Source organism: Actinomadura sp. SCN-SB, from assembly GCF_043906805.1.
GTDB lineage: Bacteria > Actinomycetota > Actinomycetes > Streptosporangiales > Streptosporangiaceae > Spirillospora.
In genome coordinates, this window is sequence record NZ_JBIMPP010000050.1 from 38,699 (window position 1) to 60,954 (window position 22,256).

22 protein-coding genes and 1 tRNA gene are annotated in these 22,256 nt (G+C 70.0%); 5 read left to right on the forward strand and 18 right to left on the reverse strand.

Going from position 1 to position 22,256, the window contains the following annotated elements; translation table 11 throughout:
• Positions 1-28 precede the first annotated feature (28 nt).
• The 4 genes from ACGWYJ_RS27325 to ACGWYJ_RS27340 all read right to left on the reverse strand — a co-directional run bounded on the left by ACGWYJ_RS27325 (position 29) and on the right by ACGWYJ_RS27340 (position 4,168).
• Complete coding sequence (locus ACGWYJ_RS27325; RefSeq protein WP_395109197.1) at positions 29-907, reverse strand: oxygenase MpaB family protein; 879 nt, start codon at positions 905-907, stop codon at positions 29-31.
• A 111-nt stretch (positions 908-1,018) separates the two neighbouring features.
• Positions 1,019-2,209 (reverse strand): CaiB/BaiF CoA transferase family protein, encoded by a 1,191-nt coding sequence (locus ACGWYJ_RS27330; protein WP_395109199.1) that lies wholly within the window; start codon positions 2,207-2,209, stop codon positions 1,019-1,021.
• Positions 2,209-3,399, reverse strand: a complete 1,191-nt coding sequence (locus ACGWYJ_RS27335) for an acyl-CoA dehydrogenase family protein (RefSeq protein ID WP_395109200.1) — start codon at positions 3,397-3,399, stop codon at positions 2,209-2,211. The genes ACGWYJ_RS27330 and ACGWYJ_RS27335 overlap by 1 nt, the downstream gene beginning before the upstream one ends.
• Positions 3,400-3,466: 67 nt before the next feature.
• Positions 3,467-4,168 carry a GntR family transcriptional regulator gene (locus tag ACGWYJ_RS27340; protein ID WP_395109201.1) on the reverse strand — a complete coding sequence of 234 codons (702 nt, stop codon included), beginning with the start codon at positions 4,166-4,168 and terminating at the stop codon, positions 3,467-3,469.
• Between the two features lie 80 nt (positions 4,169-4,248).
• On the opposite strand from ACGWYJ_RS27340, the gene ACGWYJ_RS27345 reads away from it, so the two are divergent.
• Positions 4,249-5,430, forward strand: a complete 1,182-nt coding sequence (locus tag ACGWYJ_RS27345; protein ID WP_395109202.1) for an acyl-CoA dehydrogenase family protein — start codon at positions 4,249-4,251, stop codon at positions 5,428-5,430.
• Here the strand turns inward: ACGWYJ_RS27345 and ACGWYJ_RS27350 are convergent.
• From ACGWYJ_RS27350 to ACGWYJ_RS27385, 8 genes are all read right to left on the reverse strand, one after another.
• Complete coding sequence (locus ACGWYJ_RS27350; RefSeq protein ID WP_395109203.1) at positions 5,423-6,247, reverse strand: MaoC family dehydratase N-terminal domain-containing protein; 825 nt, start codon at positions 6,245-6,247, stop codon at positions 5,423-5,425. The genes ACGWYJ_RS27345 and ACGWYJ_RS27350 overlap by 8 nt on opposite strands.
• On the reverse strand, positions 6,244-7,413 hold the full coding sequence (locus ACGWYJ_RS27355; protein WP_395109204.1) for a CoA transferase: 1,170 nt from the start codon (positions 7,411-7,413) through the stop codon (positions 6,244-6,246). Before ACGWYJ_RS27355 ends, ACGWYJ_RS27350 begins: the two co-directional genes overlap by 4 nt.
• 100 nt (positions 7,414-7,513) lie before the next feature.
• Positions 7,514-8,668, reverse strand: a complete 1,155-nt coding sequence (locus ACGWYJ_RS27360; protein WP_395109205.1) for an acetyl-CoA C-acetyltransferase — start codon at positions 8,666-8,668, stop codon at positions 7,514-7,516.
• A gap of 22 nt (positions 8,669-8,690) precedes the next feature.
• Positions 8,691-9,317: a TetR/AcrR family transcriptional regulator gene (locus ACGWYJ_RS27365; protein WP_395109206.1), complete on the reverse strand. Its 627-nt coding sequence runs from the start codon at positions 9,315-9,317 to the stop codon at positions 8,691-8,693.
• Positions 9,318-9,332: 15 nt separating this feature from the next.
• The gene (locus ACGWYJ_RS27370; protein ID WP_395109207.1) at positions 9,333-10,124 is read right to left on the reverse strand and encodes an SDR family oxidoreductase; all 792 of its coding nucleotides are present in this window, start codon (positions 10,122-10,124) and stop codon (positions 9,333-9,335) included.
• Entirely contained in the window at positions 10,121-11,308 is a 1,188-nt protein-coding gene (locus ACGWYJ_RS27375; protein ID WP_395109208.1) for an acyl-CoA dehydrogenase family protein, read from the reverse strand. Before ACGWYJ_RS27375 ends, ACGWYJ_RS27370 begins: the two co-directional genes overlap by 4 nt.
• A 41-nt stretch (positions 11,309-11,349) precedes the next feature.
• Entirely contained in the window at positions 11,350-13,182 is a 1,833-nt protein-coding gene (locus ACGWYJ_RS27380; protein WP_395109209.1) for a SpoIIE family protein phosphatase, read from the reverse strand.
• A 131-nt stretch (positions 13,183-13,313) separates the two neighbouring features.
• Positions 13,314-14,066 carry a hypothetical protein gene (locus ACGWYJ_RS27385; protein ID WP_395109211.1) on the reverse strand — a complete coding sequence of 251 codons (753 nt, stop codon included), beginning with the start codon at positions 14,064-14,066 and terminating at the stop codon, positions 13,314-13,316.
• Positions 14,067-14,291: 225 nt separating this feature from the next.
• On the opposite strand from ACGWYJ_RS27385, the gene ACGWYJ_RS27390 reads away from it, so the two are divergent.
• Positions 14,292-14,365, forward strand: a tRNA-Pro gene (locus tag ACGWYJ_RS27390).
• Between the two features lie 66 nt (positions 14,366-14,431).
• On the opposite strand, the gene ACGWYJ_RS27395 is transcribed toward ACGWYJ_RS27390, so the two are convergent.
• The 6 genes from ACGWYJ_RS27395 to ACGWYJ_RS27420 form a co-directional block, all read right to left on the reverse strand.
• Positions 14,432-15,655 carry a tyrosine-type recombinase/integrase gene (locus tag ACGWYJ_RS27395; protein ID WP_395109212.1) on the reverse strand — a complete coding sequence of 408 codons (1,224 nt, stop codon included), beginning with the start codon at positions 15,653-15,655 and terminating at the stop codon, positions 14,432-14,434.
• 435 nt (positions 15,656-16,090) lie between these two features.
• On the reverse strand, positions 16,091-16,327 hold the full coding sequence (locus ACGWYJ_RS27400; RefSeq protein WP_395109213.1) for a helix-turn-helix domain-containing protein: 237 nt from the start codon (positions 16,325-16,327) through the stop codon (positions 16,091-16,093).
• 249 nt (positions 16,328-16,576) lie between these two features.
• On the reverse strand, positions 16,577-16,909 hold the full coding sequence (locus ACGWYJ_RS27405) for a hypothetical protein (protein WP_395109214.1): 333 nt from the start codon (positions 16,907-16,909) through the stop codon (positions 16,577-16,579).
• Positions 16,906-17,592 carry an HNH endonuclease gene (locus ACGWYJ_RS27410; protein WP_395109215.1) on the reverse strand — a complete coding sequence of 229 codons (687 nt, stop codon included), beginning with the start codon at positions 17,590-17,592 and terminating at the stop codon, positions 16,906-16,908. The genes ACGWYJ_RS27405 and ACGWYJ_RS27410 overlap by 4 nt, the downstream gene beginning before the upstream one ends.
• Positions 17,589-18,044 carry a hypothetical protein gene (locus ACGWYJ_RS27415; protein WP_395109216.1) on the reverse strand — a complete coding sequence of 152 codons (456 nt, stop codon included), beginning with the start codon at positions 18,042-18,044 and terminating at the stop codon, positions 17,589-17,591. The genes ACGWYJ_RS27410 and ACGWYJ_RS27415 overlap by 4 nt, the downstream gene beginning before the upstream one ends.
• 92 nt (positions 18,045-18,136) lie before the next feature.
• Positions 18,137-18,472 carry a hypothetical protein gene (locus tag ACGWYJ_RS27420; protein WP_395109218.1) on the reverse strand — a complete coding sequence of 112 codons (336 nt, stop codon included), beginning with the start codon at positions 18,470-18,472 and terminating at the stop codon, positions 18,137-18,139.
• 203 nt (positions 18,473-18,675) lie between these two features.
• On the opposite strand from ACGWYJ_RS27420, the gene ACGWYJ_RS27425 reads away from it, so the two are divergent.
• From ACGWYJ_RS27425 to ACGWYJ_RS27435, 3 genes are all read left to right on the forward strand, one after another.
• Positions 18,676-19,275: a helix-turn-helix domain-containing protein gene (locus ACGWYJ_RS27425; protein WP_395109219.1), complete on the forward strand. Its 600-nt coding sequence runs from the start codon at positions 18,676-18,678 to the stop codon at positions 19,273-19,275.
• Between the two features lie 10 nt (positions 19,276-19,285).
• Positions 19,286-19,687 (forward strand): VOC family protein, encoded by a 402-nt coding sequence (locus tag ACGWYJ_RS27430; RefSeq protein ID WP_395109221.1) that lies wholly within the window; start codon positions 19,286-19,288, stop codon positions 19,685-19,687.
• Positions 19,688-21,136: 1,449 nt separating this feature from the next.
• On the forward strand, positions 21,137-22,225 hold the full coding sequence (locus tag ACGWYJ_RS27435) for a hypothetical protein (protein WP_395109223.1): 1,089 nt from the start codon (positions 21,137-21,139) through the stop codon (positions 22,223-22,225).
• The last annotated feature ends 31 nt before the right edge of the window (positions 22,226-22,256 follow it).

A 22,256-nucleotide genomic window follows, 5' to 3' on the forward strand; every position in this document is an offset into this window, starting at 1 on the left:
TCAGACGGCACCCGTTGAGCCGCGCCCCTTAAACGAAGGGGCGGCCCTTGTGGATGCGGCGGCGGGCGTCCCACAGGTACATGTTCCACGGCCAGGCGCGCAGCACCGGCGGCAGGACACGGTTGATGCGCGCGGCGCGGCGGCACGCGCGGTCGAAACGCCGCTGGTCGCGCTCGGTCCAAGGCAGGCCCAGCAGTTCACGGAACTCCGGCGGCAGCCAGCCCAGCGTGAACAGGCGGTTGGTGGGACCGAACACCCAGCGCAGCGGGGCGGGCAGGAACGCCAGTGTCGCCATGCCGCGCAGGTAGGGGCGGGTGACCTTGTCCATGCTCAGGTCCTCGATCGCCTCCCGCCAGTACTTCTCGAAGGCGTCCCGGTCGGCGGGCCACATGTCCGGCGGCACCTGCAAGGTGGTCGCGAACCGGGACGCGTGCCGGTAGAGGTCGTCCAGCGCTTGCGATCCCACGTTCCCGTAGAGGACCTCGACGACGTCCTGGGTGCCCTTCCACAGGCACGCCGCGACCCATAGCTGGAGTCTGCGGTCGAACGCGTTGTACTTGACCTCGCTGGAGGGCGGCGACCTGACCTGCCGGTGCTGCTTGTTGACCTCTTCGCGCAGCACCTCGCGCTCGTGGTCGGTGCCGTGCCAGGCCACGGCGATGTAGCCGAGGGTGGTGCGGCCCCGCTTGATGGGATGCCTGTCGACACGGCCGCTGTCGACCCTGCTCTCCGCGACGCCGCGGCCGACCGGCAGCAGCGACAGCTGCATGACCACGTTGGCGGACGCGGCGCTCAGCGCGAACCAGTTCAGCGCGTTGCGGACCACGTCCGGGACCTCTCCCGGCGCCGTCGTGCCGCCGGCGCGTATCAGCCGGCCGGTGGGAGCGTCGACGTCTGGGCCGGCCATGGAACCTCACTTCCAACCGTGCGTGATCCCCGTTGCGTTGCATCCCTCTGCCGCACCACCGTGACAGCAGTAAGTGGTCACTTGCAAGCGGATGTGATCGAGACCACGCGATCAGCGGATCGTGCCCGCCGCGCGCATCCGCTCGACGGACGCGCCGTCGTACCCCAGCTCCGCAAGCACCGCGTCGGTGTGCTCGCCGAGCGCGGGGATCGGCCCCATCCGCGCCTCCGCGTCCGCGAACGTGATCGGCGGCAGGATCGCCCGCAGGTCCCCGACCGGCGAGCCGACCTCCCGCCAGCGGTCCCGCTCGGCCAGCTGCGGATGCGCGACCAGGCCGTGGCCGTCGTTCAGCGAGGCGTTCGGCACGCCCGCCTCGTCCAGGCGGCGCAGCAGCTCCTCCCGGCCCATCCGGGACGTGAACCCGGCGACCAGCGCGTCCACCTCGGCGCGGTTGCGGACGCGGGCCTGGTTGGTGGCGTACCGGGGATCGGTGACCAGGTCGGGGCGGCCCAGCACGCCGGTGGCCAGCGCCGCCCAGCCGCGGTCGTTCTGGACGCCGATCACCACGTCCACGCCGTCCGCCGTGGGGTACTTGTCGTAGGGCGCGATCACCGGGTGCCCCAGCGCGGTGCGGCGCGGCGGCTCACCGGTGTAGAGCGTGGTGTAGAGGGCCTGCCCCATCCATTCGGCGACCGCGTCGAACATCGACACCTCGATCGACGCGCCCTCCCCCGTCGTGCCGCGCCGCACGAGCGCGGCCAGGACGCCGGAGAACGCGTACATCCCGGCGGCGATGTCGGCCAGCGGCGACCCGGCCTTGACGGGCGTCTCGGGCGTGCCGGTGACCGAGATCAGCCCGGCCTCGGCCTGCACCAGCATGTCGTAGGCGCGCTTGTCGCGGTACGGGCCGCGCGAACCGTACCCGGACATGTCGACCACGATCAGCCGCGGATGCCCGGCGCGCAGCTCGGCCGCTCCCAGCCCCATCCGGGCGGCGGCGCCGGGGGCGAGGTTCTGCAGGAAGACGTCGGCGCGCTCGATCAGCGCGCCGAGGACGGCCCGTCCCTCGCCCGCCTTGAGGTCGAGCGCCACCGACTCCTTGGACCGGTTGAGCCAGGCGAAATGCGTGCCGAGCCCGCCCCGCACCGCGGCGTCGTACGCGCGGGCGAAGTCGCCGCCGTCCACCCGCTCGATCTTGATCACCCGCGCCCCGAGGTCGGCGAGCTGGCGGGTGGCGAACGGCGCCGCCACCGCCTGCTCCAGCGCGACGACCGTGACGCCCTCCAGCGGCAAGGCCCCCATCAGGCGCCCCGCTCTTCCAGGAGCCGCCGGCCGATGATCAGTTTCTGGATGTCGGCGGTGCCCTCGCCGATGAGGAGCATCGGCGCCTCCCGGTACAGCCGCTCGATCTCGTACTCCCTGGAGTAGGCGTAGCCTCCGTGGATCCGGAAGGACGCCTCCACGACCTCCTTGCAGTACTCCCCGGCCAGGTACTTGGCCATCCCGGCCTCCAGGTCGTTGCGGTCGCCGGAGTCCTTGCGGCGGGCGGCCATCACCATCATCTGGTGCGCCGCCTCGACCTTCGTCGCCATCTCCGCCAACCGGAACAGGACCGCCTGGTGCTCGGCGATCGGCTTCCCGAACGTCTCGCGCTGCCTGGCGTAATCGAGGGCCAGCTCGTACGCGCGGCGCGCGACCCCGCAGCCGCGCGCGGCCACGTTCACCCGGCCCACCTCGACGCCGTCCATCATCTGGTAGAAGCCCCGGCCCGGCGTACCGCCGAGAATCTGCCCGGCGCCGATCCGGTACGCGTCGAAGACCATCTCGGTCGTGTCGACGCCCTTGTACCCCATCTTCTCGATCTTCCCGGGGATGGCCAGGCCGGGCGCGACCTCCCCGAACCCGGGCGTCTTGTCGACCAGGAAGGTGGTCATGCCCTTGTGCCCCGCGTCCGGGTCGGTCTTCACCAGGGTCGCGACCAGGTGGGACGTGGCCCCGTTGGTCAGCCACATCTTCTGCCCGGTGATGAGGTAGCCGTCCCCGTCCGGGACGGCGCGGGTGCGGATCGCCGACACGTCCGAGCCGCAGTGCGGCTCCGACATCGAGAACGCGCCGCGGACCTCGCCCGCCGCCATCTTCGGCAGGTAGCGCGCCTTCTGCCCGGGCGTGCCGTGCTGGGCGAGCATCCAGGCCACGATGAAGTGGGTGTTGACGATGCCCGACACGCTCATCCAGCCCCGCGACAGCTCCTCCACCACCAGGGCGTAGGTCAGCAGCGACTCGCCGAGCCCGCCGTACTCCTCGGCGATCGTCAGCCCGAACAGGCCCAGCGCGGCCATGCCGTCCACGATCTCCTGCGGGTAGGCGTCGGCGCGTTCCAGATCGGCCGCGACCGGCAGGATCTCCCTGTCGACGAACGACCGCACCGTGGCCAGGATCTCTCGTTGCTCGTCGGTCAGGCCGTGGGTCTGCTGCAACCGTCCGCCGCTCATGATCGGTCCGCCTTCCTAGCCGATGGTCTTGGGCGATGCCGGTCTCGCCGGCGACGCCGGGGGGTCGTCAGCGGGCGGGGTCGTCCTCGCGCCAGAAGCCCTGGCCCTCCAGGTGGACGACGAGCAGGGTGCCCGCGTGCCGTATATGCGTGCGCATCGCCTGCCGCGCGGCCTCGCCGTCCCCGGCCCGCAGCGCGGCGAGCACCAGGTGGTGGTCGTCCACGGAGGCTTGGCTCCAGCCCTGGATGCTGGCGTAGAACCGGCGCGGCGCGTACCGCACGACCAGTTGCAGCAGCCAGGCGGTCTTCGGGGAACGCGCGGACAGGTTGATCACCCGGTGGAAGTGGTGGTTGGCCCGCTCGATGGCCTCGGAGTCGCGCAGCCTGGACGCCCGTTCCAGGTCCTCCTGCGTGCGGTCGAGCGCGGCCAGCTCGTCCTCGGTGATCTGCGCGGCGGCGCGGGCGGCCAGCTCGCCCGCGAAGTACGCCTGCGCCTCGAAGAGGTCGTGCACGTCCTGCCGGGTCAGCGGGGCCGGCATGAAGCCGCGGCGCGGCTCCAGTCGCACGAACCCCTCGCCGCGCAGCGACAGCAGCGCCTCGCGCACCGGGGTGACGCTGACCCCGAGGTCGTCGGCGATCCGTTCCAGCCGCAGGAACTCGCCGTGCCTGACCCGCCCCGACATGATCAGGTCCCGGACGTAGGCGGCCACCTCGTCGCTGAGCTGGCGTCGCCTGCCCAGGGCCCGGTCGCCGGACGGCACCACTGTCATCGTCTCCCCTGCATCCGTCTGCCAACAAAATATATGAAAGCCTGGCAGCCGTCCGGAGGACACCACGTGAGGAGAGCGCCGTGTTCGAGCCGACCGCCCGTCTGGACGACGCCCGCCTGAACGACGAGGAGCGGGCCATCGTCGAGGTCGTCCGGGAGTTCACCGACCGCGAGATCCGCCCGTCCGCGCGCGAGCTGGAGCACGCCGACGCCTACCCGGAACGGCTGATCGAGCGGATGAAGGAGCTGGGCGTCTTCGGCCTGGCCGTGCCCGCGCGGTACGGGGGGTCGGCGGTGTCCAAGCGCTGCTACGCCCTGGTCACCGAGGAGATCGCCCGCGGCTGGATGTCGCTGGCGGGGGCGTTCGGCGGGCACACCGTGGTGTCGCACCTGCTCGCCACGTTCGGCACCGAGGAGCAGAAGGCCCGCTACCTGCCGCGCATGGCCACCGGCGAGCTGCGCGCCACGATGGCGCTGACCGAGCCGTCCGGCGGCTCGGACCTCCAGGCGATGACCACCACGGCGCGCCGGTCCGGCGACCGCTACGTGGTGCGCGGCGCCAAGATGTGGATCACCAACGCGCGGCGGTCCGGGCTGGTCGCGCTGATGTGCAAGACCGACCCGGAGGCATCCCCGCGGCACCGCGGCATCAGCATCCTGCTGGCCGAGCCCGGACCCGGGTTCACCGTGTCCCGCGACCTGCCCAAGCTCGGCTACAAGGGCGTGGAGAGCTGCGAGCTGGTCTTCGACGGGTACGAGGCCCCGCTGGACGCGGTGCTCGGCGGCGAGGAGGGACGCGGGTTCGCGCAGATGATGCGGGGCCTGGAGGTCGGCCGCGTCCAGGTCGCCGCCCGCGCGCTGGGCGTGGGCAGGGCCGCCCTGGAGGACTCGATCCGCTACGCGCAGGAGCGCGAGGCGTTCGGCAAGCCCATCTGGCAGCACCAGTCGGTCGGCAACCACCTCGCCGACATGGCCACCAAGCTCCGGGCGGCGCGCCTGCTCACGCTGGACGCCGCCGAGCGGCTGGACGCGGGGCTGCGCTGCGACATGGAGGCGGGCATGGCCAAGCTGTACGCGTCCGAGGCCGCCATGGAGATCGCCCTCGACGCCGTGCGCGTCCACGGCGCCGCCGGGTACTCCACCGAGTTCGACATCGAGCGCTACTTCCGGGACGCCCCTTTGATGATCGTCGGCGAGGGCACCAACGAGATCCAGCGCAACGTCATCGTCCGCCAGCTCATCGAGCGCAACCGCATCAGCTGAACTCCGCCGTCATGGCGGTGACGGCGCCCGGTGCGCGGATCGCCAGGTCGCCGTTGGGCGAGCCGGTGGCGATGAACGGCTGGCCCGCGTACACGGGGCTGCGGGCGCGGAACGACAGCCGGTTCACCTTGCGCCCGGCGCGGCGCGGCAGCTCCAGGCACAGGATCGCCAGCAGCGGCCCGTGGACGACCAGGCCGGGGTGGCACTCCACCTGGGTCGTGTACGCCTCGTCATAGTGGATCCGGTGCGCGTTATAGGTCAGCGCGCTGAACCGGAACAGCAGGACGGGGTCGGCGGTCATCGCCAGGGTCCAAGGCGCGTCGCCCCTCTCGGGAGGTTCGGGAGGCTCGTAGGACGGCTGCGCTGGGCGGGTGGCGGGATCGCCGCTGCGGTAGACGAGGTCCTGTTCCTCTACGGCGAGTTCCGTCCCGTCGGTGCCGTCCAGGAACGTGTGGCGGACGGTCACGAACAGCAGCTCGCCGCTGCGCCCGTGCTTCAGCTCGGTGGAGGCCAGCTCGGATCGGCGCGTCACGGCAGCGCCGATGCGGAGGGGGCGGCGCAGGGAAAGGCGCCCGCCCGCGAACATGCGGCGGCGGTCGGGGATCGGCGGGAGGAAGTGCCCGGCGAGGGGATGCCCGTCCGGTCCGAGGTCCTTCTGGGCGGGACGCTCCAGGAAATGGACCCAGTGCCACAGCGGGGGCAGTTCCGGGCCAGGAGGGGCGGTGTCGAGCAGGCCGGCCAGGGCCTCCGCGGGGCCGGGGGTGATGGTCTCGGTGGTCTCGTGGGGGGCGGGCGCCCAGCCCTCGATGTCGATCACGCGACGGCCCCCTTGGCGCGCAGCGCCGCCACGTCCGCCGCGTCCAGTCCCAGATCGGCGAGGACGGCGTCGGTGTGCTCGCCGAGGCGCGGCGCCGGGACGGGGGCGCGGTCGCCGGTCCCGGTGTCGAGCGGGGACGCGGGCGCGCGGAGCCTGCCCACGCCCGGCTGGTCGATCTCCCCGATCAGCGGGTCGCCCTCCAGGTCCAGCTCGGTGAACCGCCGGTAGGGCGCCCACAGCACGGCCGAGCCCCGGAACGCCTCGGTGACCTCCTCCAGGGTCCGCTCGGCGAACCAGGGCGCGAGGAGGGCGGCCAGGGCCTCGCGGTGCCGGTAGCGGTCGCCGTCGACACCGAAGTCCGCGCCCAGCAGCCGCTCGAGCTCGGCGACGGTCTCCTGCAGTCCGGTGATCTCGCACAGGTCGGCGAAGTGGCGCGTGGTGAGGGCGACGACCATGACGCGGCGGCCGCCGGCGAGGGCGAAGTCGCGCCCGAAGCCGCCGAACAGGTAGTTGCCGACGCGCTCGCGGTCGTGACCGAGCTGGGCCTCGGCGAGGAACCCGAGGTTGCCGGCCATGGCGAGCGCGACATCGTGGAGCGGCAGGCGGATCCGGGCGCCCTCACCGGTACGGGAGCGGCGGCGCTCGGCGGCGAGCAGGCCGGTGGCGGCGTAGAGCCCGCACGCCATGTCCCAGGCGGGCAGGACGTGGTTCACCGGCGCCCCGTGGTCGGGCGGGCCGGTGACGAACGGGAACCCCACCTCCGCGTTCACCGTGTAGTCGACGGCCGCGCTCCCGTCGTGGCGCCCCTCGATCTGGAGGTGGATGAGATCGGGACGGGCCTCGCTCAGCGCCTCGTACGACAGCCACGGCCGCCCGACCGCGTTGGTCAGCACGATCCCGGCGTCGGCCGCCAGCCGCGTCACGACGTCGCGTCCCTCGGCGGAGCGGAAGTCCACGGTGATCGACCGCTTGCCCTTGTTCATCCCCGTCCACAGCAGGCTGGTGCCGGACGGGGCGAGCGGCCAGCGGCGGACGTCGGCGGCGCCGCCGACCGGATCGACCCGGACGACGTCGGCGCCGAGCTGCGCCAGCGTCATCCCGCCGAGCGGCGCGGCCACGAAGCTGGAGATCTCGACGACCCGGAGCCCTTCGAGCATGGTTGCCATGACCCATATATTTCATAGCCGCGCGAGGCGCGCGGGCATCGGGCTCCCCTGCGGCGGCGGCGGCCGCGGTTCGCCCCGGTCAGAGCGTTCGATGACGTGGTCAGAGCCGTTCGATGATGGTGACGTTGGCCTGGCCGCCGCCCTCGCACATCGTCTGCAGCCCGTACCGCCCGCCGGTGCGCTCCAGCTCGTGCAGCAGCGTGGTCATCAGCCGGGCGCCGGTCGCGCCGAGCGGGTGGCCGAGCGCGATCGCGCCGCCGTTGGGGTTGGTGCGGGCCGGGTCGGCGCCGGTCTCCTTCAGCCAGGCCAGCACGACCGACGCGAACGCCTCATTGATCTCGATGGCGTCCATGTCGCCGATCGTCAGCCCGGTCTTCTTCAGCGCGTACGCGGTGGCGGGGATCGGCGCCGACAGCATCCGGATCGGGTCCTCGCCGCGCGCCGAGAGGTGATGGACGCGGGCCCGCGGGGTCAGCCCGTGATCGGCGACCGCCCGTTCGGACGCGATGAGCAGGGCCGCGGCGCCGTCGGAGATCTGCGACGAGAGCGCGGCGGTCAGCCGTCCCCCTTCGAGCAGCGTCTTCAGGCCCGCCATCTTCTCCAGGGAGGTGTCGCGGCGCGGCCCCTCGTCCGCGGAGACGCCCTCGTAGGGGACGATCTCCCGCTCGAACCGTCCCTCGTCGATGGCGCGGATCGCCCGCTGGTGGGAGGCGTAGGCGAACTCCTCCATCTCCTCGCGGGAGATGTCCCAGTCCCGGGCGATCATCTCGGCCCCGGCGTACTGCGACACCTCCCGGTCGCCGTACCGCCGCGTCCAGCCCTTCGACCCGGCGAACGGGCCCTCGGTGAAGCCCAGCGGCTCGGCGGCGGTCATCGCGTACGCGATGGGGATCTGCGACATGTTCTGCACGCCGCCCGCCACCACCAGGTCCGACGTCCCCGACAGCACCGCCTGGGCGGCGAAGTGCACCGCCTGCTGGGACGAGCCGCACTGCCGGTCGACGGTGACGCCCGGCACCTCCTCGGGCAGGCCCGCCGCCAGCCACGCGGTCCGGGCGATGTCCCCCGCCTGCGGGCCGACCGCGTCCACGCAGCCGAGGATCACGTCCTCGACCGCGGCCGGGTCCACCCCCGACCGCTCCATCAGCGCGGACAGCACGTGCGCGCCCAGGTCGGCGGGGTGGGCGGCGGACAGCCCGCCGCCGCGGCGCCCGACCGGAGCGCGGACCGCTTCGACGATGTAGGCATCGGCCATGGGGGGACCTCCTGGTTGAGGGTCAGCTCGCCGGTTCGGACTGGATGCCTTCCAGGACCATGGCGAGGTACTGCTTGGCGATGTCCTCGGCGGACAGCCGCCCGCCGGGGCGGTACCAGTTCGCCGCCACCCACACGGTGTCGCGGATGAACCGGTAGATCAGGTTCAGGTCGAGGTCGGCCCGGAACACGCCCTCGTCCACGCCCCGTTCGAGCAGGCCCGTCCACAGCTCCTCGAAGCGGCGCCACGAGTCGCGCAGGTAGGCGAAGCGCTCGCTGGCGGCCAGATGCCTGGACTCGTTCTGGTAGATCACGACGGCGGGCCGGTGCCGGTCGATGGACCGGAACGACTCCACCACGATGGCCTCCAGCGTCTCCCGCGCCCCGAGGCCGGACTCCAGGACGCGGTCGTAGGCCGCCCACATCTCGTCCAGGAAGGTCGACAGGATCTCGTCGACCATCGCCTCCTTGGAGTCGAAGTGGTAGTAGAGGCTGCCGCCCAGGATCCCGGCGGCGTCGGCCACCTGCCGGATCGTGGTCGCGGCGTACCCCTGGGAGGCGAACACCTCCGCCGCGGTGGCGAGCAGCCCCGCCCGCCGTTCGGCGCGCGCGGCGGCGGTCCCCTCGGTGTCGCGCCTGCGTGGACTCATGGGTTTCGGTTTCCCTTACGGATGCTGGCTGGAGACGGACACGACCTCGCCCGTCATGTAGGACGAGTAGTCGCTGGCCAGGAACACTATGACGGTCGCGACCTCCCACGGCTCGGCGTACCGGCCGAACGCCTCCCGGCTCGTCAGCTCGTCCAGCAGGTCCTGCGAGGTCACCTTGACCAGGTGCGGGTGCATCGCCAGGGACGGCGCCACCGCGTTGATCCGCACCCCGTGCTCGGCGGCCTCCAGCGCGGCGCAGCGGGTCAGCGCCATCACGCCCGCCTTGGCCGCGGCGTAGTGCGACTGCCCCTTCTGCGCCCGCCACCCGATCACCGAGGCGTTGTTGACGATGACGCCCCCGTCCGGCTGGCCGCGCATGAGGCGGAGGGCGGCGCGGGTGCAGCGCATGGTGCCGTTCAGGGTGATGTCCAGGACCTTCGTCCACTCGGCGTCGGTCATGTCGGCGAGCTCCGCGGTGCCGCCGAGGCCCGCGTTGTTGATCGCGACGTCGATGCGCCCGAAACGCCCGGCCGCGTGCGCGTACAGGGCCTGGACCTGCTCCTCGCTGGTGACGTCGCAGGGCAGCGCGGTGACCCGGTCGGACCCGAACGTCTTCTCCAGCTCCAGCCGGAAGCCCTTCAGGCGACGCTCGTGCGCGTCGGAGATCACGACGCTCGCGCCCTCCTCCAGGCAGCGCCGCGCGGTCGCCCCGCCGATGCCCGCCCCGGCCGCCGCCGTGACCACCACGACCTTGCCGTCCAGGAGGTCGCGCGGCGCGGGGTACGCGGGCGGTCCCGCCGGCCTCACGGCCGCGGCTCCCGGGGCAGGCCGAGGACGCGCTCGGCGATGATGTTGCGCTGGATCTCGTTCGACCCGGCGTAGATGGTGTCGGCGCGGGAGAACAGGAAGAGCCGCTGCCATTCGTCCAGGTCGTACGGCTCGCCGCGCGCCACGAGCCCGGCGGCGCCCAGCACGTCCATGGCCAGCTCGCCCAGCTCGCGGTGCCAGGTGCCCCAGACCAGCTTGGAGATGGACGACTCGGGTCCGGGCGCCCCGGCGGCGATCCCGGCCATGGTGCGGGTGGCGTTCAGCCTCATGATCTCCAGGCCCATCCAGGCGCGGGTCAGCCGGTCGCGCAGCAGCGGATCCTCGATCGCGCCGGTCCTGCGCGCCAGCTCGATCACCCCGTCCAGCTCCCGGCGGAACCCCACCTGCTGGCCCAGCGTGGCGACGCCCCGCTCGAAGCCCAGCGTGGCCATCGCGATCTTCCAGCCCTGCCCGGGCTCCCCCACGATGTTGGACGCGTCGGTGCGGGCCCCGTCGAAGAACACCTCGTTGAACTCCGAGGTGCCGGTCGGCTGCACGATCGGGCGGATCTCCACGCCGTCCTGCCGCATCGGGACCAGCAGGTACGACAGCCCGCGGTGACGCGACGAGCCCGGCTCGGTGCGGCACACCACGAAGCACCAGTCGGACTCGCGCGCCAGCGACGTCCAGACCTTCTGCCCGGTGATCCGCCATTCCGTCCCGTCGTCGGCGAGCTGGGCGCGGGTCTGCACGCCGGCCAGGTCGGAGCCCGCGTTCGGCTCCGAGTAGCCCTGGCACCACAGCTCCTCGACGGCCACGATCGGCGGCAGGAACCGCTTGCGCTGCTCCTCCGTGCCGAACGCCATGATCGTCGGGCCGAGCAGGTTCTCGCCGATATGGCCGACCCTGGCGGGCGCGCGGGCCAGCGCGTACTCCTCATTGAAGATCACCTGGTGGGTGAGGCCGGCCCCGCGCCCGCCGTGCTCCACGGGCCAGCCCAGGCACGTCCAGCCCGCCGCGGCCATGTGCCGTTCCCAGGCCAGCCGCTCCTCGAACGCCTCATGCTCGCGTCCCGGCCCGCCCAGGCCCCTGGCGTGCGCGAACGCCCCGGACAGGTTGGTCTCGAGCCAGTCCCGGACCTCCGCCCTGAACGCCCGGTCCTCGGGGCTCTCGTCATGCTGCACGCCTGATACTCTACCAAACAGTTGTTAGAAAGAATCCCGCCTCATTCGACGTGGATGGCGAACAGCGTCGTGTCGTCGGAGCGGTCGTGCCGCATCCGCGACAGCACGTGGTCCAGCACCGGAGCCGGGCCGGCGGGATGGTCCGCCAGCACCTCCCGCAGCCGGCCGATCCGGTCGTCCAGGTCCGCGTCCCGCCGCTCCACCAGCCCGTCGGTGTAGAGGAACAGCAGATCACCGGTCAGCAGCCGGGTGCTGATCGTCGAGTACTTCACCGACGGCGCCGCGCCCAGCATCGGCGCCGGATCGGTCTCCAGCAGGATCGCCCGCCCTCCGCGCACCATGATCGGAGGCAGGTGGCCCGCGCAGGCCCACTGCATCACCCGGTCGCGCGGCTCGTACCGGGCCACCAGCGCCGTGCCCGTCGCGATCGGGCCCTCCAGTTGCCCCACCATCTCGTTGAGCCACGCCATCAGCTGGCCGGGCGGCTGCCCCGTGTACGCCAGGCCGAGCAGTCCGTTGCGGGTCCGCGCCATCGCCGCCGCGGCCGGCAGCCCATGCCCGGCCGCGTCCCCGATCGCCAGCAGCGACCGCCCGTCCGGCAGGGTCCGGGTCGCGAACCAGTCCCCGCCCAGGCGCGCGCTCTCGGCCGCCAGGCTGCGGATCGCCACCTGAAGCCCCGGAAGCGGCGTGACCCCTTCGGGCTCGGGCAGGATCGCCCGGCGCAGCGTCGCCACCACCCGCCGCTCCTGCGCGTTCGCCGCCTGCTGCCGGAGCATCTCCCGCCGCGTCTCGGCGAGCGCGCGCTCGATCCCCCGCCGCCGCGTGATGTCCTGGGACACGAAGTTCGCCGACACCGCGCGTCCCGAGCTGTCCAGCACCGGCTCCGCGAAGATCCACAGATGCCGGTGCTCGCCCTCCGGGGTCACCACCCGGTGCTCCATCTCCACCGGGGCCCGGCGCCGCAGCATCGTCTGCGTGCGCTCGTCGACCAGCCCCCGATCCTCCTCGACCAGGAGCTTCTCCAGCTCCCTGCGCGGATGGACGCGCCTGTTCGGATCCAGCCCGTAGTTGCGGGCCATCTGCTCCGACATCACGATCTCGTCGGTGTCCAGCGCCCACTCGCCGAACCCGATCAGCGCCAGCCGCCCCACCCGATCCAGGCGGCGGCGCATCCGCTGCTCCTCGTCGTGGTAAAGCCAGGTCACGCACACGCCGGTCGGCACGCAAACGCAGCGCAGGCTCATGGTGGCCGTCTGGGTCACCCCTTCCTGCGCCGTGGAGAACTCGAACGGCCCCCTTTCGTACGGCTCCCCGGTTTCCATCACCTTGACGTACTCGTTGAACAGGCCCATGAGCGCCGACCCCGGGTCCATTCTGAGAAGCCTTTTCCCCCGCAGTTCCGAGGGCTCGCGTCCGAACAGGTCCTTGGTGACCTCGTTCGCCTTCGCGTAAAGAAAATCCAGGACACGCCCCTCGGCGTCGCACACCGGCACGAGATGCGCCGCCGGATGGATGGAGGCGTCCAGCACGGCCCGCGCCGCCGGATCGTCCGGCATCTCCTCAAGCCGCTGCTTGTCACCGGCCTCCCCGATCTCGGCCGCGCGCCCGGCCTCCACCAGCGGCGTGATCTCCGGCGCCGGTCCCCCGGGCGCGCCCTCCCCGCCCTCCGTGCCCGTCACCAGCGCGGCGGCCTCTTCCAGCTCCAGGTCCATGTCCCGGGCCAGCCAGATCAGATGCTGCAGCGCCTCGCCGGGGTCCACGCCCAGCCGTCCGGCCAGCACGACCCGCGCCTCCGCGATGATGGCGCGGCCACGGGCCGCCCCACGCAGGTCGTCCAGCTCCTGATTCGGTGGTCTGCGCTCCGCTTCCCCCACCCCGAATCCCCCGATCAACGTGATACGGCGCTACGAGAGAAGAACCGTACATAAGGCTATGAGGCGCGCTATTCATAACCTTCGCGGGGCAGGGGATTTTGCCGTTCCCTCGACGTGTCGGCGACCTCGCTTTACCGATTCGCCGCCTGATGGACCTGCCGCGTCAACGATGTCAGCCGCCGTGCCGCCACCCGGAACGACGATCCCGCCGGATGCAGCGTCAGCACCACGACGATCCACCGGTCCCCCTCGCCCACGACCCCCGTCGTGTGCAGCACGGGCCGTCCCAGCCCCAGGTCGGGCGCGCTCACGGTGAGCACACCGCCATCAGCCCGGCACGGCGTCGCCGGCGAGTCCCCGAACCCCGACCACCCCTGCTTGACCGCCCACGGCCGCGGCACCGCCCGCGGAATGCCGAAGTACTGGTCGTACCGGTCCGTCCCGCACCGGGTGGCCTTCCGCAACTCCCCCATGATCAGATCCCGGTGCGCGGCCGGCGCCCGTTCCAGCAGATACCGGTAGACCCGCGCCACGTCCATGGCGCTCAGCGCCGTGTACCCCCAGAACCCGGGCCTTTCCGCGGGCGGTGGAGCGGTGTCCCGCAACCCCACCACCCGCACCATACGCTCGATGATCGTCCGCTGCCCGCCAAGCCTCCACAACCGCGTGGCGGCCCCGTCGTCACTGGACCGCAGCATCGGCCGCAACACCGCCAGCTCCTCCGAGGTGACCCGCTGCCGCCCCCTCAGGAAGTCCAGCGCGATCAGGATCTTCACCACCGACGCCGACCGGAACGTCCGCCGCTCCCCCGAGCGCACCACCACCCGCCGGCGCTCCCGGTCGTACACCACGTACCCGGCCCGCACCCCCGCGGGCACCCGCACACGCGCGCTCTCGGACGCCGAGGGCCTCCCACTGACCGAAGGCGGAGGCTCCGACCTCGTCGTCCCCTCCGCCGAACACCCGCTCAGGACCACGACCAGCCCCAGAGCCACACGCCCCACCAACGAGATCACCCGGCCATGCCTACCAGATCGAGGCCCCCGTAACCGAGTACGCACCGAAGCCCAGACTGCGCTACAGTAATCAAGCCCGCTCATGAGGGGCACCGGGACGTAGCGCAGTTTGGCAGCGCACTTGACTGGGGGTCAAGGGGTCGTGGGTTCAAATCCCGCCGTCCCGACAGGTCAGAGGCCACTTCCGATCTTCGGAAATGGCCTCTTGGTGTGTTGGGTGTCTAAGTGGGTGACTACGGTGCCGCGTTGGCGCCGGGGAACAGCCGATCCATGGCGGTAGCGCCATCCTGGATGACCGGCCGGATCTGGTGGCGGTAGACCGTCTCCGTGACGTTGGTTCCGCTGTGGCCGACCAGTCGAGCGATGGCTTCCACGGGCATGCCACCGTCGGACAGCAGCGACACGAAGCTGTGTCGCATCTCCCGAGGTGTCCAGTCCTCCGGAGACAGTCCGGCTTTCTTGATCACATGTCGGAACGCGCGCCGGACGTTGTGCGAATCGAGCGGGGTACCGACTCGGGAGGCGAACACTAGACCGCGGTCCTGCCACGCATCGCCGGCCGCCTTCCGCGTGGCCTCTTGGCGCCTTCGATGGCTCAGCAGCGCCGAAACGCAGCGCACCGGTAGGGCCAGCGTCCGACGGGATTTCCTGGTCTTGGTGTCGCCCCCCGCGCGGACCGAACGCCACACCTTGATGTGCGGAGGTATGGGCGGGTTGCGGAACGGATCCCCTTCCAGGTCCACGTCAGACCACGTGAGGGCCCTCAGTTCCTCGGTGCGGGCACCCGTGAGCAGCGACAGCACGATGTAGGGCCCGATCGTCGCCGTGGTGTTCTTGGCCGCCTCTAGAACCGCTTCGGCCTGGTCTAGCGTGAGCGCTTTCGAGGGGCGTCCCCCGTGCCCAACGGGCACATCGCACAACGCAACGACGTTGCGCTTGACCTTGTCCCGCGCTTGGGCGTTCCTGACGGCACGACTTAGGATCGAATGGAGTAGTCGCAGCGTGCGCGTGCTGAGTTCGGCTGCCTTCTCCGCTAGCCACTTGTCTACATCCTCGGCCGACAGTTCGCGGAGTTTCCGCGCTCCCAATGCCGGGATGATGTGCTTTTCTGCAAGGGTTGTGTAGTTGCTGATCGTGTCGTCGTCCCGCCCCCTGATGCCATATGTCAGCCAGTACGTCACGGCCTCGGCCACGGTGTAATTGAGCGGCCCTACGGGCAAGCCGTCGTCACGGTCACGTAGCTTGTCACGAAGTTTTTTGAGCGCGCCGGTTTTCGTCTTGTCGCTGGCCCTGCGCACGATGCGCTTCCCGGCGGGGGTGTATCCGATCGTGACGGAGGCGATCCAGCGTTGCCGTTTCTCGTCCCAGTGCAGTCCGCCGTCCCCGCGTGGACGACGCAGCCGACGGCCCTTTTTCTCAACCTTGCGCGAGTCGTCGTCGGGTTCTTCTCCTGACATGGGAAGGGGTTCCTTTCGTTGCTCTTTGCAAGGGGTGTATCGGAGTCCCTTCGGGACACGCCTCTTCTTTGAGCGCCGCCGCTCACCCGTGCCCCTCCCCCCTTGAGTGCCGCTTGGACGTAGGCGGGCAGGTCGGCCACCTGCGCGCGGCCGGAGGGGGCACTCAAGGGGAGGGGTGGCGGGGTGCGTGCGGTGGTCAGCAGGCAGGCGATTGAGCGTGGCACCCTGTGACGCACAGGCGGGGGTTTGGGGGTGGGGTTACAGGTCAGGCAGGGTGTCACGCCCCGCGTGGCACCCCCCGTGACACCCGCGTGGCGCCTGCGCGTGGCAGGGCGTGACATGATCATCAATGGGTTGCGCGCGTCTCCCACGCGCAGCCGTGCGCGGGGAGACGCCAGCCGCCGCGACGTGTCGCGCCGGGACTCAGGCGACGGGTCAGGCGTCGGTGGTCTCCGCCTCGTTCTCCAGCTGGGCAATGTAGTCGGCGACGGCGGTGCCGGGCACGCGGCGGGAGCGGCCTTGCTTGACTGAGCGCAGGCGGCCGGTGCGGATCAGCTCGAACACCGTGGAGCGCGACAGCCGGAGCATGGTCATCACGTCGGTGACGTTGTAGAGGCGCATGGCCGGCGGGACGTCGGTTGCGGTGGCGGGGTGGTGGGTGTGCTGCGTCATGGCGGTGGTTGCCTCTCTCCGATCGGTCAGGGGGTACAGGGGTCCTCCGGTGGCGTGCTTGGTGGCTTTGGCGCCGGAGGGCCGCTTGGCGTCCCGTGGCGCGGTTTCGTCACGGGTTCCTCACGCGCGCTTGCACGCGCGTTGAGGGGTAGCCGTCCCAGCCGTCCCGGCCGTCCCTTCGCAGGTCACCCCTGGGACGGCTTGCCAGGGTGGGACGGCTTGAGCCGTCCCAGGGGCGGCGCGGGGGGGTTAGGACGGGTTGCGGTACTCGGCCAGACCTTCCCTGAGGCCGTCAGAGGGCGACGCCTGTTCGGCGGCGGCGAAGCAGTGCATTCCGCCGTGCGCCTGGTCGTGCCAGAAGATCAGCAGTGCTAGACCGGCGTTGGTCACATCGGGCACGGTGAAGCCGTGTTCGCGCGCCATGTGGACCAGCAGCTTCTCCGCGGCCAACCAGCCGACCGCGATCGCCTCTGCGATCAGCTCGTGGTCGCGGCCGTGCACCGTGGGGGTGAGCCCGCTGGCTTGGGCCATCCACCACACCTCCGGGTACAGCTGGGGGTTGCCGTCGTAGTGAGCGGTCATGTGGGGTGTTCCTTTCTCGGGGAGGTGGTACAGGTGCGGGACGATCGCCCGCACCCCAACGAGGGGAAGGCGGGTACTTCCGGAGAGGGCCGGGGTACGGGCGGGTCAGGTGGCGGACCGGCCGCACCGCGGACGGCAGACGGTCCGGCGGATGGTCCGACGTCCGCACGGTCGCCCCGCGTGGCGTGCCCGGTGATGGACGGGTACGCCACCCGGCGTCGTACCCGTGGCGGCTCCCTGGACGGGCCTGGTGTCGGCCAGCGTGCCGGGTACGGCGCCGGGTGGCGTGGCGGGTACGTCGGGCAGGGGTACCCGTGGCGTCTGGCCGGTGCCGTCCGACGCGCGTACCCGTCGGGTACGGCCTCGCGCGACGCGTCCACCGTGCGCGACGGGTTCGTGGTGCTCACGGTGAGGCCGGGGCCGAACCCGGAGGGACGCAGGAAGCTTTGCGGTAGCCGGTCGGCTTTGGCGTGGTTGCACGGCAGGCAGGCCAGCACCAGGTTCGCCGGGACCCAGGTCGGCCACACGCTGAACGGGATCAGGTGATCCAAGGTCGCCTCATCCAGCGAGGCGAACGGCTGGCCGCAGTAGAAGCACACCGCGCCGTCCCGGGCCGCCAACCGGCGCTTGATACGGCGCCGCTTGGTGGAGTTGGGCCGCCACCGTTTGGCCCCGCCGTTCACCGCACACCCCGCCGATGAACGGCGTCCTGAACGTCGCCGTGAACGGGCCGCGGGCGTCGCTGAACGTCCGGGCTGATCGGTGAACGCTCCCCAGCGGGGCCGTGAACGCCTGCGGAGCGCTCCCGCGCGCCGTGAACGGTGTCGGCCAGGATGCTCGACAGGGCGGTGATCTCGGCTGCCATGGCGTCCAGACGGCGGCGGATCTCGGCCAGGTCAACCTCGCCGGTTCCGGGCGGGACAGGCGGGGGCGGAATGGCCGGCACCGGTGCTCCGGGCTTGCCGGGCAGGAACCGCACCCCGAACACCGCGCCGATCAGCTCGGCGTAGAACAGCGAGGGCGCGGTGTGCCCGTTGGCCCACCGGGAGACCTGCGTCTTCATGTTCTCATCGGCGGGCAGCTCGATCCCGCGCGCCCTGGCCACCTCGCGCATCTCGCGTCGGAGCCTGCCCATCGACCAGGCACGGGCCGCACACAGCGCCCTGAGGTCATCCCCGCCGCGCCACACCCGCGCAGGTCGGTCCTGACAGCCGGGGGCGGGGGCGGTCATCGGGTGACCTCGGAAACGCGCGAGGCCACCAGGTACCGGCACCACGCGACCCAGGCCCGATCGTCCGGGTGCGGCGAGCTCTCCATGATGGGGAGCTCGCCCCGCACCGCCAGGTGGACGCCTTCACGGCCGTGTACGCCGAGCAAGCTCGCCAGCTCGTCCCGCAGCGCGCCCGCCGAGGTCGCAGCCGCCGCCTGGTTCAGGTCGGCGAACCCCTTGTCGATGGTGGAGAAGCTGGCCAGCAACGCGACCGCCTCCACCTCCGACAATCCACACAACAGCCGATCCATGGTCAGCCGTTCCGCCAGTACCGAGGTACCGTTGAGCTGCATCGTGACTACTCCAGAACGATCGATGCCCCGGCCCTGGCGGGCTGCATCCCGCCAGGGCCTTCTTGTGTCCACGGAAGTCCACCTAGGACCTCTTGGGCACAGCATGTGCCTCATCCGACATCCTTGTCAAGCCTCATTCGACAGGTGACATGCCGGATGAGGCGTCATGGCAAGCTGCCTCTTTCGTCGGGCATGCTGTCCACATGGACATATCCGAGGTCATCAAGGCTCGACGGGCCGAGCTTGGGCTCTCGCAAGGCCAGCTGGCTGCAGCGGCGGGCGTGAGCCTTCGTCAGCTCGCTCGCTACGAAGCGGGGGAACAACAACCGGTACTGTCTGCCGCCGTCGCGCTGGCGGACGCCTTGGACATCTCCCTGGCCCAGCTTGCAGGGCAGGTCAGTTACAGCCTCGATCTATCGGGCGACTGGTGGTGTGCGTGGCAGACATGGAAGGACGGAACACCTCGCGTTGACACGCATTACCTCGCAGTGGTTCAGCGAGGAGACGTGTTGCATCTCGACGCAGATCGGGCATTGCCCGTAGAGCAGGGAAGCTATCGCTGGCGTGGGGAGCTTCGCCTGTGGGACAACGAGGCCCTAATTGGTTGGTACCGATCGACTGACGCAGCCGTAAGGTCTAAAGGCTCTCTCTACTTGGCGCTCCATCCTCACGGCAATCAGGCACACGGGAGATGGGTGGGAATGAGCTACGATGGGCCAGTAATTACAGGCTGGGGGGCCATCGCCAGGAGCGAGGATGCAGCCCGGGGAGTAGTTCAAGATCTTATCAATCCCGAAAGTTAGGTCTACGCGCATGACGCATAGGAGTCGCCTAGTCCACTTCGTTATTGATGTTTCAGATCTAGAGGCGGCCGTGACCTTCTGGGGCAAGGCGCTTGGGGCATCCGAAGAGGACATCCCAGAAGAAAGTCGGCCGATCTACCGCAAGCTTCGATTGCCGTCATCGGACATCAGGATATTGCTACAGAGGACCCACGACCGTAAGCTCTCAAAAGAGCGCATGCATCTAGACATCGAAACGGATGATGTTGAGGCTGAAGTTCAACGACTTGAGGCGCTAGGCGCTAGACGATGGGACCATCAGAGGGAGCGCGGCTTTGAGTTCTGGGTTCTCAGAGACCCGTGGGATAACGAATTTTGCGTATTGCAAACGGAATATCCGGAGATTTTGGCCAGGCAAGATCCCTGGGAGTGAGGGCTAGCCGTCGTCGCACAAGCAGCGCAGACTGGCGGGTATGGCGACGTGCCAGACCTGCAACGGTCAGGGCGGATGGTGGGAGTACGGGAACGGCCAACCGGGCAAGGCCAAACCAAAACGGTGGATCAAGTGCGAGGACTGCCAAGGTAGTGGGAGCACGCGGTGACGGAGCCGATTACCTGCCCAGAATGCCAGGGCAAGGGCGAGACCACCATCGGCCGTCTTCGGCTGCGCTGCCGCTTCTGCCAGGGGCGCGGGCTGGTCGGTGGAGACCACGAACCCGCGGAGGGTGACCACCGACGCTCTGATGGCTACCGAACGCCTCGTGAGGGTGAGGACTATGACCCAGACGTTCACGGCCCTTTGCCGCCGGTCTGGGAGCATCCAGCCGTCGCCCAGAGCGGCAACCGCTGGTGTCCGATGTGTCTGGGCGCCGGCACAGTCATCGGCCTGGGCGACATCTACCGCAAGACGCCCGAAAAGTTGATCGAACTGCCCTGTCCTCGTTGCTCTGGGACGGCTTAAGCCGTCCCACCCTGGCAAGCCGTCCCAGGGGTGACCTGCGAAGGGACGGCTGGTACGGCTGGTACGGCTACCCCTGGCCCACTGGCCACCCTTGCCCGTCTTCCCGTCGTGTCCCGCCGGTGCCCCCAGGGGAGCGGACTCGGCGGGGAACGCATCGTGGGTGCGGCCGTCCAGCATCCGGCCGGGCGGCGCCAGAACGGGTAGGGCGGTCCGGCGGCGTGCTTGGTGGCTTGTGCGCCGGGCCGCCCGCAGTGTGTTCGGGGTGACGTGGCGGGGTGTGGCACCCGGTGTGGTGTCCGGGTGGGGGTTTGGGGGTTGGGTTACTGGTCAGCGGGGGCGCCACCTCGGTGTGCCACCCGGGGGTGCCAGGGCGTGCCACCCGGGGGTGCCAGGGCGTGCCACCCGGGGGGCCACCTGCGTGTGCCACCCGTGCCAGCATGATCAACATGTGTGATCGCGGCGGGTCACCTAGACGCGAAGGCGAGTGACTAACTGAGTGACGACGGCGCAGTATCTCCATGGATTACTGCGGACGCTGACACACGTTCCATATGGGCGCTGACGCGCGAAGTTGCAGGGTAAAGACGCCTGGGGGTCAAGGGGTCGTGGGTTCAAATCCCGCCGTCCCGACGCAGGTCGAAGCCCACATCCGAGCCTCGGACGTGGGCTTTTGGCGTTCGTACAGCCGCAAAGTACAGCTAGGACGCTTGATCGCCCATCTCCCGACTGGTCCCCTGTCGATGCGAAGCTCTTGCTCCGGACAGCACTTGGGCGTGCGGCCTCCGGCCCTGCCCTGGCACACACCATGCCGCCTCCTCCGAGGCCAGGGAATTGTCCGAGGCAGGTGCCGACGACGTTCACCCCTACGACACAAACGCGTGCTACCAGGCGGAATGCCGATCTTGTTCTAGCGTGGTGGGCGTGAGCAACCCTATGCCGTTCCTCGCCACTATGACCGGTGCAAGCGCCGGCATGTTCTCCATCGTCGCCGGCTTCCTTGTGTCACGGTTCGTCGGCCTGGACAGCGAACAGCAGGCCAACGAGCGAGATCTGAACGAACTGGAGGAGGAACTCGCGACAATACGCCAGCGTGCCGCCAAGACCACGGCCGCCTGGGTCAGGTTGGAGGCTGAACTCATATTCGAGATGGAGAACGTCCTCGACGCCGTGTGCGAGGGCAACATCGATGTCGACACGCTGCGCCGCCGATGCCCTACACCCCTCTCGGATGAACAACTCCTAGAGGTCGCCCATGACGTGCACCAGCATTACCTCAAGGCGTTCGACACGCTTCACACCGTGATCCACGCGATCCCGAACATCGCCGAGGCTGAAGTCGATCAACTTGAGGATCTGAAGGATTGGGACGAAGTCAGGGCCGCCGCAAAGGGCATCCCTGCCGAGCCGGAGTGGCCCGATGTCTGGGAACATGCACTGGGCAGAGTAGTTGATGAACTTATCGAGGCAGCCGAACGACGCAAACGGGAGGCGCAAGAGAGGGAACGGGAGATTCGGGAGCGGGAAAAGGCCATGCAGCGCGCGATCTTCGGGCGGTCGTTTCCCGACTTTACGGTACCGTCGCTACAAATACCAGCCACGATACCAATGCCATCTGCTCCACTTCTCCGTGGCCAGCCGTCTCAGGAGCGCGCCCAACGCCGTATCGACCTAAGCAACGCTCGTGCAACCGCTGAACGGCAGATAGAGGATGCCGAAGCCGAGATCCAGCGGATTCAGCGACACTCGGTGGTCGTTCCGATTAAAGAACTCGTGCGAGGGCTCCTCGTACTCCTTACTCTTGGCGTTCTGGGGGTCGTGAATCCCCTGCTCCTCATGAGCCAAGGGCCAGAAGAATACACGCCCACGATCGAATCGTTGCGCTGGACGTTCCTTTTCGCGTTCCTGCTCTTGGTGATCTACCTCGCCAGTTTCGCAGGCAGGTTGTGGCGGAAGGTCAGCAAATTGACCGGGCACGCGGGCTCCAGCACCCAGAAGGAAGCAAGCCCATGACCACACGCCCAAGACGGGCCCGATTCGTAAG

What these genes read in the sequence shown, in the direction of transcription:
- ACGWYJ_RS27365 (WP_395109206.1), bottom strand. Translation starts at nt 9,317, where the DNA reads ATGAGTCCACGCAGGCGCGACACCGAGGGGACCGCCGCCGCGCGCGCC.
- ACGWYJ_RS27420 (WP_395109218.1), bottom strand. Translation starts at nt 18,472, where the DNA reads ATGCAGCTCAACGGTACCTCGGTACTGGCGGAACGGCTGACCATGGAT.
- ACGWYJ_RS27360 (WP_395109205.1), bottom strand. Translation starts at nt 8,668, where the DNA reads ATGGCCGATGCCTACATCGTCGAAGCGGTCCGCGCTCCGGTCGGGCGC.
- ACGWYJ_RS27405 (WP_395109214.1), bottom strand. Translation starts at nt 16,909, where the DNA reads ATGACCGCTCACTACGACGGCAACCCCCAGCTGTACCCGGAGGTGTGG.
- ACGWYJ_RS27430 (WP_395109221.1), top strand. Translation starts at nt 19,286, where the DNA reads ATGACGCATAGGAGTCGCCTAGTCCACTTCGTTATTGATGTTTCAGAT.
- ACGWYJ_RS27425 (WP_395109219.1), top strand. Translation starts at nt 18,676, where the DNA reads ATGGACATATCCGAGGTCATCAAGGCTCGACGGGCCGAGCTTGGGCTC.
- ACGWYJ_RS27340 (WP_395109201.1), bottom strand. Translation starts at nt 4,168, where the DNA reads ATGACAGTGGTGCCGTCCGGCGACCGGGCCCTGGGCAGGCGACGCCAG.
- ACGWYJ_RS27355 (WP_395109204.1), bottom strand. Translation starts at nt 7,413, where the DNA reads ATGGCAACCATGCTCGAAGGGCTCCGGGTCGTCGAGATCTCCAGCTTC.
- ACGWYJ_RS27335 (WP_395109200.1), bottom strand. Translation starts at nt 3,399, where the DNA reads ATGAGCGGCGGACGGTTGCAGCAGACCCACGGCCTGACCGACGAGCAA.
- ACGWYJ_RS27330 (WP_395109199.1), bottom strand. Translation starts at nt 2,209, where the DNA reads ATGGGGGCCTTGCCGCTGGAGGGCGTCACGGTCGTCGCGCTGGAGCAG.
- ACGWYJ_RS27400 (WP_395109213.1), bottom strand. Translation starts at nt 16,327, where the DNA reads ATGACGCAGCACACCCACCACCCCGCCACCGCAACCGACGTCCCGCCG.
- ACGWYJ_RS27395 (WP_395109212.1), bottom strand. Translation starts at nt 15,655, where the DNA reads ATGTCAGGAGAAGAACCCGACGACGACTCGCGCAAGGTTGAGAAAAAG.
- ACGWYJ_RS27415 (WP_395109216.1), bottom strand. Translation starts at nt 18,044, where the DNA reads ATGGGCAGGCTCCGACGCGAGATGCGCGAGGTGGCCAGGGCGCGCGGG.
- ACGWYJ_RS27325 (WP_395109197.1), bottom strand. Translation starts at nt 907, where the DNA reads ATGGCCGGCCCAGACGTCGACGCTCCCACCGGCCGGCTGATACGCGCC.